Genomic DNA, 13,159 nt, shown 5'->3' with positions numbered 1-13,159 from the left:
CTATTGATTGGATCTGGGCGCTTTGCGGATGACTTTTTTTTCGACTTCATCGAGTTTTATGACATAAGCATTCCCACCTATGCCTTTAAATTCTTCGTCAGTAAAGACAATGGTGTTGTCATCATAAAAGGTGATAGCTTCTTTTTGAGTTACGATACCTAAATCAATACGTGATACATCGGCTGAGAAAAACTTATCGCCTTGAAAGTTTTCAAATAACCAAATGCTGGTGGAATCAAGAAGAACCAATTTGCTCCGGTCTGGGCTGAGGGCCGCAGATGTGATCCAACATAGCTTTTCCATTGTGGTGCAAGTTTGAAACGAATCAATCAATTCAGCATCAAAATTAGCAGCATGATCACCAACTTTATAAACTTTTGTAATACCATCGAATGGTTCAGTACGATTTTTAGTAAATAGGTATAGATGTCGGCCAAGCGCTACAAAGGCTTCTAAATCAAAGTTACGTTGATCAGGTTGAATAGGGCTGCCATCCATCTCTGGGTAAGTAAATTTGATTATCTCTGCTTCTGTGGTGTCGCTTTTGATGTCGATAGGATTTTCTATTTTATAAATGGTTAGCCATTTTCTGTCGTTTTTATTATTGCCAAAATCTCCTAAAAAGAAGTGACCAAATTTATTTTGCGTCATATCTTCCCAATCAATATTTTTAGCATTGGTTACCAAAATTTCTTTTGCAATTGAACCATCTTCATTAAGGCGGTAGAGTTTTGGCTGATCGCCACTGTCATTAATCGCCCAAAGCCGGTTAAATTTATCAAATTCAATCCCTGAAATTTCTCTCAGTTTCGGATCTACAGTTAAACGTTTTTTGCTGTACAGGGTGTAAATGGATGAAGCAATCAACAATCCGATGACGGTGACTGACAAGGTTAATACCGTAAGTAAGCTTTTTTTTAACATTAACAAGGGAGTGGCTTTGAATAATGTGTTCATTATAACTTACTAAAGCGGCTGCTGTATATTCCAAACCCCTGTCCCAGTGACAGACACAAAGTTAATGTTATCCTGCAAGACTTTATGGCCAACATTAACTGATGACTCAGGATGACTAACTAAGTAGCCTTGAACACAGTTAATGCCCATCGATTTAACTAACTCAAATTGAGCGAGTTCTTCAACCCCTTCGGCAACGATTTTCAAACCGAGTTTGCGGCCAAGCTCGCTAACCGAATGCATGATTTCATTATACTTAAGGTTATCGTTAGCTTGTGACACAAACAACTTATCGAGCTTGATCACATCTATAGGTAAGTCTGCAAGGGTACTTAAAGAGCTAAACCCTGTACCAAAATCATCAATTGCAATAGTGATCCCTTCCCCTCGAAGCTTTTCTAATGATTCTATAATCTTATTGCTTGCTTTGATTAAAGTTGATTCGGTAATTTCTAGCATTAGCGCTTTTGCTGGTAGCCCAGTTTTAGCAAGCTTTTCCATTACCCACTCATAAATGTCGTAATGCTTTAATTGGACGCCGGATAAATTAACCGAAATAGAAACTTTATTCATACCGGCATTGTACCAAGCTGACATTTGCCGACATGATTCAAGCATGATCCAATCGCCGAGTTCCAATATCAGGTTTGACTCTTCAGCAATAGGGATAAACTCATCTGGTGTAATGAAACCTTCAACTGGGTGCTCCCACCTAACGAGCGCTTCAAAGTAGTCAATAGCACAGTCATCTACGTGGACTATGGGTTGGAAAGATAGATGAAAACTATTACTGGAAATCGCAAGACGCATCTCTTCTAACAAGTAGTGGTAGCGGCGAATTTTTTTGCCCATTTCAGGTGAATACACCTTAAATATTCCGCGGCCGTCAGTTTTAGCCCGGTACATAGCCACATCTGCCATTTGTAATAATGCTTGTGGAGTAGCTGCACTATCGGGATAAACAGCAATGCCAATACTGGCACTAATTTTTATCAGCTTATTACCTAAGACAAAGTCGCGTTCAATTTCATGCAACACATTCTGTGCAACTTCTAATGCCTTTCCTTTATTATCTTTCAAGTTAATGAAGATAGAAAATTCATCACCTCCAAGTCGAGCTAGGTTTTGTTCTAATTGACTAATTGGTGAAATGTTACTTATTTTATGATGGCGTAAAACACTACTTAAACGAGATGCAACTTGAATTAAAACATCATCTCCAAAGCTATGACCAAAAGAGTCATTAACCTGTTTAAATCCATCTAAATCAATAAATAATAATGCGCAGCTAAACTTATTAACTTCTGCAATTCTTAGCTGTTTGGCAAGATGCTCTATATAAGCATGTCGATCAATAAGGTGGGTCAATTTATCTTGATAAATACTGACTTCAGTTTCGCGGGTGTAATTAGTGATATATGTACTTAGAGATTGAAAGTTATTTTGTAACTGTTCAAGTTGAGTACGTTTTGTATGATGAGAATTGATGGCAATATTTAGGCCACTGAGCAATTCTATAAATTGATTGTTAAGAAAATCAAGTCTTTGATTTTCTATTTTATTTTTGAATCTTAAACTTACTAGCCAACTTACAGCTAACGCTAATAACAGCAAGATGATTATGTTAATAGGTGCTAAAAGCGTAGCAAGTACAAGGTCTGAAGCACTCGTTGTAATTACAGAATCCGCTGTGACATTAATTACAATATAAGCGATGTCGTTGTTGTAAATTAAGTGCTGTCCACTTAAAACAAGATTATACCAAGGGGCAGCAACAACATTTACTTGCCCTTGTTCGAAGGTATGTATGTCTATGCCTTTAGGAGCATAAACTAAATCATTGACTTGTTTAGTCAAAAAGATATTAAAGCCGTATATAAAAGCTATTAGAGTTATAATACATATAGATAAAATTCGAAGAGTATTAGCCATAAATTACTACCGTTTTGGTGTTTTTGTTTTACTATAAAACCTCACCAGTTAATGAATTGAGTATATTGTTTGTGTTTAAGATAGACAAAGTCTTTCTCATACTTTGGGGTTTGGATGAGTGCTTAATGTGAAAATTCATAGCGTTTAGTGTTATGTGTATACAACTTTAAGGTTGCATTAGGGTGGTTTTCCTATAACTTTTATACTATTTTGTTTGTGTTGCTAAAACAATTTTTGTTATTAGTTTTTAAATCTGGTTACTAAAAGGTTTTAAATTTTTACATTTGTACCCAATATCGTTCTGGTTGTTTTGTTTTTAAATTTTAAAGTTTATATATTTAATTATTTTATCCATAGGTTTTTAGTTTTATTTATTATCTATAGAGTTTCAGGTGGTGTTATTAATTTTGATAGAGGTGACTCTGTAAATATAGATTTCTGTGTCAGAACAAATTGCTATTACATTGCAGGTTTAGCAATGCGTACTATAATTTTATGAATGGCTTTCAGCTTTTAATTTACGCTTTTCTACTTATTGTTTTTACACTTTTACTGAGATAATTTTTAAAAACGTTAATTGGACAATGTTGAAGTTAACGGTTGTTTTATAATTTTATTTTTTAATAATTTATGTGGTAGTAGCATAGTAAGTAGTTAAGAATTTAAACTTTGTTTTTACTTATTTTGTTGGTTTATTTATAAAAACAGTGTGGCGTAAACAAGTTTTCATTTTTGGAAATAATTAGCTAATGTTTTTTGATGAGTGAAGTAGTGTCTCTTTTGGTGCTTTTACTCTAATTAATCACTTCAATTTTATTCACTTTACCCAACCTAAATTGTTATCTACTTTTTATAAGTTATGTAGAGAGCTGATAAAAATGACGCTGAAAATAAAGTATATTTTACCATCAACTTGGTTCAGTTATTGCTCGTAATAATATAGCAATATGATTGTTGTAATTTTGTATGTTTTACGCACTATTTTGGTGCAAAAAATAAACAGTTGCACTGTCATAATGCGTAAATATAGGTTTGATTTACTAACACGAACTTGATGTTTTTGTAAGCAAGATAGCAAAACCTGCAACGCACAGTTTCCGCTCAATGATTTATTAGTGCGGGACTGTGGCAAGGATTAATTTACCAATTGGTTGAATTGGAGCCCACTATGTTAAGTAAACGTTTTTTTAAAACTAAAGACGAAACCGAAGTTACCTTTGAATTCCAACACCCTGACGCTGATGATGTGCAATTAGTCGCAGAATTTACAGATTGGCAACCAGTGCCAATGAAGTTCAATAAAAAAGAACAAGTTTTCAAATACAAACAGCGTTTACCTTTAGATCAAGAATTTCATTTCCGCTACTTAATTAACGGCGAAACATGGGACAACGATCACCAAGCTGATGGTTATATTCCTAACGGTTTTGGTACTGATAACAGCATTGTTAATACCCAGCGCGCTTAGGTGTTTTAATGCAGTCACTTTCGCAGTTATATTACCTGCATGGCATAGGCTATGAATACACTAAGTACACTGGCGAACATGTTATTTTCGATGAAAGTACACGTAAGCAGGCACTTAGTTGTTGTGGTATCGATACTCAAGATGAAGATGCAATTAAGCAACTTAATTTTGCATTAGATGCAGGTACTTGGCTGAATTTGTTGCCTCAAACAAGTATTGTTGAGGCACATCAGCCTATTTTGAAAGTACGCTTAGATGAACGTTTGTTATCACGATCATGCACATTAAGCGTTCCTTCGTTAAATATTTACTTTACCCGTGAAAACTTACAGGGTTTAGAGGTACTCGGAGATTATGGTTTAAATGGCATACGTTATCTCGAACTCGCTTTACCGGTTCCTGACATGCCGATTGGATATCATGACGCGCTAATTTCTGTTGCAGATCAGCAGTCTCACAGCCAACTTTGGGTAGTACCAAAAGAGTGTTTTTCTATTGATGATAAAAAGCGTTTAGGTTTATCTATTCAGCTTTATAGCTTATGTAATGAAGATGGTTTAGGTATTGGTGATTTTGCGGATTTAGAAAAGCTGATTCAAGAAGCAGCAGCACAAAATATGGATTATGTGCTACTTAATCCCTTGCATTTATTATTTGAGCATAGCCCAGAAAGAGCAAGCCCTTATAGCCCAAATTCCCGAGCTTTATTAAATCCTTTATATATTGCTGTATCGCAATGCGAGGACGCCAAAAATAATAAGGTACTTACTAAATTATTAGCAGATAAGCCGCAACCCAATTCGTCTTACATCGATTACACATCGGTCAGTGAATTCAAATATCAAGTATTTAGTTGTTTGTATCAGCATTTTTGCGAGTTTGCCTCACCAGATCGAAAAGAACAGTTCGCGATTTTTTGTGATACGCATAAGCGTAGCCTATCCACCATGCTGGTTGGCGACCGTGATTATGCAAGTTACTTACAATGGCAAGCGCATTCACAATTAAATATATGCCAACAAGCAGCCCGTGATAGTGGCATGGCTATTGGCCTAATCAATGATTTAGCTGTTGGGTGTGCAGGTGATGGTAGTGAGTTTAAAAGCCAAAACGAACTTTTTGCCGAAGGTGCGCATGTCGGCGCACCACCAGATCCTTGGGCTGAGCATGGCCAAAACTGGGGGCTACCAGCCCTTAATCCGCAAAAGTTAAGCAAGGACAACTTTGCATTCTATCGTTCGCTTATCCGAGCCAATATGGAAGACGTTGGCGGTCTGAGAATTGACCATGTAATGGCAATTCGTCGACTTTGGTGGTGCTTCAAAAATAATTCACAGCAAGATGGTTGTTATGTCTATTATCCATTTGAGCATTTATTAGCGGTGCTTAAAATTGAATCTCACCTTAATCAATGTGTGGTGATTGGTGAAGATTTAGGAGTTGTACCGAATGAAGTACGTGAAGCTCTAAAAGCGAGCGCAATATATTCTAATGGACTGTTTTATTTCGAAAAAGATTATCAAGGCGAGTTTTTAGCCGCTGAGCATTTTGCTCCTCAAAGCTTATTAATGATAGCAAACCATGACGTTCCACCTTTTAAAGGTTGGTGGATTGGCCATGATATTACCATTAAACAACAATATGGTTTGCTAGATGAAGGGCAAGCAAGGGCTCTGTTTGATGCGCGAAACCTTGAAAAGCAACGCATGCTAAACTTTATAGCGCGCGAATCAGAACAATATTTATCGTTAGATGCAGACGCTTTCTTGGTATATGAAGCTCTGGCATCGTCTTTAGCAGCAGCACCAGCAAGGCTATTTACTATTCAAATAGATGATTTAGACCAGCAAGTACTGCCTGTAAATATCCCCGGTACAGACAAAGAGTACCCAAATTGGCGGCGTTTATTATCGCGTCCAGCGGCGGAAATTATTAAAGCGCAACAGTCATTCTTAGCCAATTTAATCTCGATAAGGAATCAATAATGCGAAGTCGAGTTCGTCAAGAGCAAAATGCACAACCTATTATTTATCAGAAACAGATAGATGCATTAGCCAGTGGTTGTTTTAGAGACCCCTTCAGCTTTCTTGGGCCTCATAAAAGTGATGACTCAAGTTATGACATACGTTGTTTTTTGCCTGGTGCTAGTAGTGTTACGGTTATACTTGGTACAGAAAAAATCGTTGCGCATCAACAAGGTGATAGTCATTTATTTGTCGCCAATATTAGGTCGAAAACTAAACCCAACTATCAGCTAGAAGTTAGTTATAGCGATGAATTTAACCATCTACAACATGATGAGTACAGTTTTGATAGCACCTTAGATGAACAGGCTATGTATCTGTTTAATGAAGGTAGTTTAGAGTATGCGTATCAACATTTTGGTGCTCATTTTGTATCTCAACAAGGTGTCGATGGTGTACGTTTTACAGTGTGGGCACCGAATGCCAGTAGTGTATCTGTGATTGGTGAATTTAACTATTGGCAGCGTAATCGTCATTTTATGCGTTTTCATCCTGCCAGTGGGGTATGGGAGTTATTTATCCCAGGGCTTAAAGAGCATCAATGCTACAAATTTGCTATCACGACTCTGACCGGAGAAGTGCTTGATAAAGCCGATCCATTTGCGTTTAAGATGCAACAAGCACCGGGTACTGCGTCAGTGCTACAAAAGCTAAAAACAGGTATTCAGCTTTCTGAACAAGCGTTAGCTAATCGTGCAAAACGTAACAGTGTTAATGCGCCAGTCTGTATTTATGAAGTGCACGCGGGTTCTTGGCAAAGAAGAGATAACGGGGAGCGCTATTTAACATGGCGTGAGCTTGCCGATAACCTTATTCCGTACACTAAAGAGCTTGGTTTTACGCATTTGCAATTAATGCCTATCAGTGAGTATCCCTTTGATGGATCATGGGGTTATCAACCCGTTGGATTGTTTGCACCGACCAGCCGCTATGGCAGCTTTGAAGATTTTGTTTATTTTGTTGAACAGTGTCATGAAGCCGATATCGGTCTTATTCTTGACTGGGTACCCGGGCACTTTCCTAGCGATCCTCATGGTTTACATCGTTTTGACGGAACCCATTTATTCGAGCATGCTGATGTTAGACAAGGATTTCATCCAGATTGGAATACGTATATATACAATTATGACCGAGCAGAAGTTCGCAGCTTTTTAATTGCAAATGCAATGTATTGGTTAAATGAGTTTGGCATTGACGGCTTACGTGTTGATGCTGTTGCTTCAATGCTTTATCTGGATTATAGCCGTGAAGAAGGGCAGTGGATTGCAAACCAATTTGGTGGTCGAGAAAACCTAGGCGCCATTGAGTGTTTAAAACAAGTAAATATGCGCTGCTATGCAAAAAATCCAGGCATAATGATGGTGGCTGAAGAGTCGACAGCATGGCCAGGGGTTACACGCCAAGTTGATCATGATGGTTTAGGCTTTGGTTATAAATGGAACATGGGTTGGATGAATGACAGTTTGCATTATATGCAACGTGATTCGATATACCGTTCGCATCATCATCATGAAATGACTTTTTCAATGGTTTACGCTTACAGCGAAAACTATATTTTGCCGCTTAGTCACGATGAAGTCGTGCATGGTAAAGGCTCATTAATAGAAAAAATGCCAGGAGATGATTGGCAAAAGTTTGCAAACTTACGTGCATATTATGCGTTTATGTGGGCGCATCCGGGTAAAAAACTGTTATTTATGGGTGCAGAAATCGCCCAACGCAAAGAGTGGAATCACGATCAATCTCTTGACTGGCATTTGCTTGAGCATATGAGCCATCGTGGTATGCAGCAAACTATCAAAGAATTGAATGCCGTTTACACAAGCACCCCAGCCTTGTATGAGCAAGACACCAACCCTGCAGGGTTTGCATGGCTTGATAGCACTAATGCTGAGCAAAGTATGTTTAGCTTTATTCGCTATGCAAAAAAAGCGAAAGACTTTGTGGTGGTGATTTGTAACTTAACTCCACAGGTATATCACGATTATGTCATTGGCGTGCCAAAATCGGGCTCTTATCAAGTCGTTTTAAATACCGACAAAACTGACTATTTTGGTTCCGGTGTTGAAGTTACCAGTCACGCCGAACAAATCATTACAAGCCAAGCTATAGAAAGTCATGGTTTTAATCAAAGTATTAGTATCTCTTTGCCTGGTCTTGCAACTATTTACCTGAAGAAGGTGAGCGATGAGTCATAGTGTCGAACTCGAAGTCGGGGTGAGCTCTCCTTTAGGTGCGTCTGTTGTTGGCAATGGCGTTAATTTTGCTGTGTACGCCCCTCAAGCGCAACATATGTCGTTGTGCTTATTTGACAGTAGTGGTCATTCTGAGATTCTCACTCTCGCGATGCATATGAACGAAGGCGGGATATGGACGCTAAAAGTGAGTCCTCTGAAAAGTGGTGCTTTGTATGGCTTTCGGGCTGATGGTGAGTATGCACCTGAAAAAGGGCTATTTTTTAATAATCACAAACTACTATTGGACCCTTACGCACGTGATATATATGGCGAATTTACTTGGAGTGAACGCCATTATGGGCAAATGCCTGTTGGGAAATTAAGCCAGGTTAACAACGCGATTGATATGCCTAAATCACGGGTACGGGAACTAACACCTTACGCTGGGAAAAAACCAAATCATTGCTGGGGCAAAACGGTTATTTATGAATGCCATGTGGTTGGTGCAACCTGTCGTCACCCAGAGATCCCAAAATCTTTGCAAGGTAAGTTTTTAGGTTTAAGCCATCCAAGTTTTATTGAGCACCTGCGCAAGATTGGTGTGACTTGCATAGAATTATTACCTGTCCATGCTTTTATAAGCGAGCAGTTTTTAACGGCGAAAGGCTTACAAAATTACTGGGGATACAACACGCTTAATTTCTTTACGCCGCATAAAGATTATCTAGTTAATGATGATATTTGTGAATTTCAAGAAATGGTGACGGCGCTACACAAAGCTGATATCGAAGTAATATTAGACGTGGTTTATAACCACACCGCTGAAGCAGGAACTGATGGGCCTATCTTGTCACTTCGCGGATTAGATAATCTCGGTTATTACCGTACAGTTGCAGAGAAACCAAAACATTACATTAATGATACAGGCTGCGGCAACACGGTAAATATTGATTCGCCTCGGACTTTACAACTTGTGCTTGATAGCTTGCGGTATTGGGTTGAAGTAATGGGAGTAGATGGTTTTCGTTTTGACTTAGCGACGATTTTAGCTCGTAACCCCAATGGCTTTAATCAAGCACATGCATTTTTTCAAGCTATCAATCAAGATCCTATACTTAGCCAAGTTAAACTCATTGCAGAGCCATGGGATATAGGTCCTGGCGGTTATCAATTAGGAGCTTTTCCCTCACCTTGGCGTGAATGGAATGATAAATATCGCGATACTATAAGGCGCTTTTGGAAACAAGAACAGGGTGTTATTGGTGAGCTAGCAAAACGTTTACATGGTTCATTCGATTTGTTTGAACATAACTTACGTGGCCCTCTCAATAGTATCAACTTTATAACTAGTCATGATGGTTTCACGCTTGCTGATTTAGTCAGCTACGAGAATAAACATAACGAAGCTAATGGTGAGCAAAATCGGGATGGCCACAGTGACAATCACTCTTTTAATTGTGGTGCCGAAGGTTTTACAAACGATCCTGCAGTAAGCAAATTGCGCTTACAACAACAAAAAAATATGCTGCTAACTTTGTTACTTTCTAAAGGCGTGCCTATGCTTTCTTTAGGAAGCGAAATGGCACACTCACAAGGTGGTAACAACAACGCTTATTGTCAAAACAATCGCACAAGCTGGCTTGCATGGAAAGACTCACAACTTAGTCACCCTTTAACCCGATTTATTGACGATGTACTGCGCATTCGTAAGCAGTTCAGTATTTTTAAACACCATTTTTTTGTTCACGATAATGACCCACGTTATGAGGTCGCATGGTTTACAGAATCAGGCACTAATATGCAACAAGATGATTGGCATCAAGGCGATCGTCAAGTGTTGATCTACAGCCTGACAGACAAGCACACAAATCAAGCTTTATTGATTATTTTAAATGCAGGATCAGAGCCGGTAAATTGCCAACTTCCTAGTTTAGAAAAAGGAAAGTGGCGATTAGCACTGACCAGTATTCACCCCATGTCAACACAGTTTGTTGATAAGGAACAACAGATTGCTGCTATGAGCAGCTGGGTTTTTACCGCCAATTCAGAGGATCTAAATCATGGCTAAAAATGCCGATCAAGTATGTGTTGTAAAGGGCTGGCAGGATGCGCCTATAGTTGATGAAAGTACCCTAGACGATGATTTATCACGCCATTTTTATTACACCTTAGGGCGTGACAAAGTCGGTAAATCACAACTGTATTTATACCATGCATTAGCCTTAACTATTAGAGACAGGCTTGTTGCCCGCTGTCGTGTTACTAAACAACAAATTCATGAGCAAAAACGCCGTAAAACAGCTTACTTATCACTTGAGTTTTTAATGGGGCGTGCACTTGGTAATGCGATTTTAAACTTAGATCTAGACGAGCAAGTCGCTAAAGCATTACAAGAGTACTGTACAGAACTTGAGCAAGTTGCAGAAGCTGAGCATGATGCAGGTCTTGGTAATGGTGGCTTAGGGCGTTTAGCAGCATGTTTCTTGGATAGCTGTGCAAGCCTTGCATTGCCAGTGATTGGCTATGGTATCCGTTATGAATATGGGATGTTTAATCAAGCTATTGAAAATGGTCATCAGATTGAACAACCAGATAATTGGCTACGTGAAGGCCACCCTTGGGAGCTCAGTGCGCCTGAGCAATCAAAGCGTGTAAAATTTTTTGGTCATGTTGAAAGCTATACTGATAAATATGGCCGTGAGCACCGTCAATGGCTAGATTCTCACGATGTCTTAGCAGTGCCTTATGACGTACCAATTCCAGGATACAAGAACGATATTGTAAATACTTTACGTTTATGGAAATCAGAAGCTACTGATGAATTTGATTTGAGCGAATTCAACGCAGGTAGTTATTCAGAAGCGGTAGCTCGTAAAAACTTAGCCGAACAAATTACAATGGTACTTTACCCAAATGACAGTAGTGAGAACGGTAAGGAACTGCGTTTGCGTCAGCAATATTTCTTATCATCAGCGAGCTTACAAGACATCATTGATACTTGGGTTAGTAAACATGGCGAAGATTTTTCTGACTTTGCCGATTACCATGTTTTTCAATTAAACGATACACACCCAAGTATTGCTGTAGCTGAGCTTATGCATATTTTGGTTGATGAGTATGAGCTTGATTGGCAAGATGCTTGGTCTATCACTACTAAGACCATGGCTTATACTAATCACACTTTACTGCCTGAAGCATTAGAAAAGTGGTCAGTATCATTATTTGCCCGATTATTACCGCGTATCTTAGAAATTATCTATGAAATCAATGCGCGTTTCTTAGCTGAAGTTGCTTTAACTTGGCCTGGTGATGTTGAAAAACAACGTGCATTGTCACTGATCGAAGAAGGCCCAGAGCCACAAATTCGCATGGCGTATTTAGCGATTGTGGGTAGCTATTCGGTTAATGGTGTGGCTGCACTTCACACTGAGCTACTTAAAGCGGGCTTATTCAATGAGTTTTATCAGCTATGGCCAGAAAAATTCAACAACAAAACCAATGGTGTAACACCACGTCGCTGGTTAGCACATTGTAACCCTGAGTTGGCTAAACTGCTTAATCAACACATTGGTGATGAATGGGTTGCTGACTTTAGCAAAATTAGCCAGTTACGCCGTTTATATGACGATCCTAAATTCCATAAACAATGGCAAGCTGTAAAACACAGCAATAAGCAACGCCTTGTTGAGTTAGTGAAAAACCGCTGTGGTGTAGAGTTTGACGCCGAAATGATGTTTGACGTGCAAGTTAAACGTATTCACGAATATAAGCGTCAGCTATTAAACGTACTGCACGTTATTCACCTTTACGACCGTATTCGCCAGGGCGATACAGCAAACATTGTTCCTCGTTGTGTGCTATTGGGTGGTAAAGCTGCACCTGGTTACTACATGGCGAAGAAAATTATTAAATTAATTAATAACGTAGCAGAAGTAATCAACAAAGATCCGCTTGCTAAACCGTATTTAAGAGTTGCTTTTTTACCAAATTACAATGTAACAGCAATGGAAACCATTTGCCCAGCAACGGATTTATCTGAGCAAATCTCTACGGCAGGTAAAGAAGCATCAGGCACAGGTAATATGAAGTTCATGATGAACGGCGCTTTGACCATAGGTACGTTAGATGGTGCTAACATCGAAATTCGTGATGCTGTGGGTGCGGACAACTTCTTCTTATTTGGTGCACGTGCAGAGCAAATTGATGATATCAAAGCGCACTATAATCCAGAGCAGATTATTCACCAAACTGACAGTCTCTATAAGGTAATGCACTTACTTGAGAGCGGTCACTTCAACTTGTTTGAGCCTAATTTATTTGACGACATTATCGCGGCGATTAAGAGCCCGCACGATCCATGGTTAGTCGCTCATGATTTTGCCAGCTTTGTAGAAGCGCAAGAGCAAGTTGAACAAGCCTACTTAGACACTGCTCACTGGACCAAGATGAGTATTTTGAATACTGCAGCCAGTGGCATGTTTTCGAGCGATAGAACCATTAGTCAATACAGTGACGACATCTGGCATTTGGAGCCATTACTGGATACTAGTGCACAGCAAAACACACAGAAGAAAAGCAGCTAGCTTAAGACGGAGAGAGTT

7 protein-coding genes are annotated in these 13,159 nt (G+C 39.1%); 5 read left to right on the top strand and 2 right to left on the bottom strand.

Translation table 11 applies throughout. From position 1 onward, the window contains the following. Positions 1-924, bottom strand: a complete 924-nt coding sequence (locus J3455_RS01935) for a hypothetical protein (RefSeq protein WP_130053026.1) — start codon at positions 922-924, stop codon at positions 1-3. A gap of 42 nt (positions 925-966) precedes the next feature. Next, entirely contained in the window at positions 967-2,889 is a 1,923-nt protein-coding gene (locus J3455_RS01930; RefSeq protein WP_167657526.1) for a putative bifunctional diguanylate cyclase/phosphodiesterase, read from the bottom strand. 1,168 nt (positions 2,890-4,057) lie between these two features. Between J3455_RS01930 and J3455_RS01925 the strand changes: the two genes are divergently transcribed. The 5 genes from J3455_RS01925 to J3455_RS01905 are packed head-to-tail and all read left to right on the top strand — an operon-like array spanning position 4,058 to position 13,141. Next, entirely contained in the window at positions 4,058-4,357 is a 300-nt protein-coding gene (locus J3455_RS01925; protein WP_167657527.1) for an isoamylase early set domain-containing protein, read from the top strand. Positions 4,358-4,365: 8 nt separating this feature from the next. Next, positions 4,366-6,342, top strand: a complete 1,977-nt coding sequence (malQ, locus tag J3455_RS01920; protein WP_167657528.1) for a 4-alpha-glucanotransferase — start codon at positions 4,366-4,368, stop codon at positions 6,340-6,342. After that, entirely contained in the window at positions 6,342-8,579 is a 2,238-nt protein-coding gene (gene glgB, locus J3455_RS01915; RefSeq protein WP_349560887.1) for a 1,4-alpha-glucan branching protein GlgB, read from the top strand. Before malQ ends, glgB begins: the two co-directional genes overlap by 1 nt. Continuing rightward, positions 8,569-10,626, top strand: a complete 2,058-nt coding sequence (glgX, locus tag J3455_RS01910; RefSeq protein WP_297330144.1) for a glycogen debranching protein GlgX — start codon at positions 8,569-8,571, stop codon at positions 10,624-10,626. The genes glgB and glgX overlap by 11 nt, the downstream gene beginning before the upstream one ends. Then, positions 10,619-13,141 (top strand): glycogen/starch/alpha-glucan phosphorylase, encoded by a 2,523-nt coding sequence (locus tag J3455_RS01905; protein ID WP_130052680.1) that lies wholly within the window; start codon positions 10,619-10,621, stop codon positions 13,139-13,141. The genes glgX and J3455_RS01905 overlap by 8 nt, the downstream gene beginning before the upstream one ends. Positions 13,142-13,159 lie beyond the last annotated feature (18 nt).

The organism is Pseudoalteromonas sp. NFXS39 (genome assembly GCF_040148775.1).
Taxonomy (GTDB): Bacteria; Pseudomonadota; Gammaproteobacteria; order Enterobacterales; family Alteromonadaceae; genus Pseudoalteromonas; species Pseudoalteromonas apostichopi.
The sequence above is the reverse complement of the archived record's forward strand: the minus strand, read 5'-3'. Positions and strand labels throughout refer to the sequence as shown.

Bases quoted from the DNA above. Each gene is read 5' to 3' on its own strand.
- J3455_RS01925 (WP_167657527.1), top strand. From the start codon at position 4,058: ATGTTAAGTAAACGTTTTTTTAAAACTAAAGACGAAACCGAAGTTACC.
- J3455_RS01905 (WP_130052680.1), top strand. From the start codon at position 10,619: ATGGCTAAAAATGCCGATCAAGTATGTGTTGTAAAGGGCTGGCAGGAT.
- J3455_RS01930 (WP_167657526.1), bottom strand. From the start codon at position 2,889: ATGGCTAATACTCTTCGAATTTTATCTATATGTATTATAACTCTAATA.
- J3455_RS01935 (WP_130053026.1), bottom strand. From the start codon at position 924: ATGTTAAAAAAAAGCTTACTTACGGTATTAACCTTGTCAGTCACCGTC.
- glgB (WP_349560887.1), top strand. From the start codon at position 6,342: ATGCGAAGTCGAGTTCGTCAAGAGCAAAATGCACAACCTATTATTTAT.
- malQ (WP_167657528.1), top strand. From the start codon at position 4,366: ATGCAGTCACTTTCGCAGTTATATTACCTGCATGGCATAGGCTATGAA.
- glgX (WP_297330144.1), top strand. From the start codon at position 8,569: ATGAGTCATAGTGTCGAACTCGAAGTCGGGGTGAGCTCTCCTTTAGGT.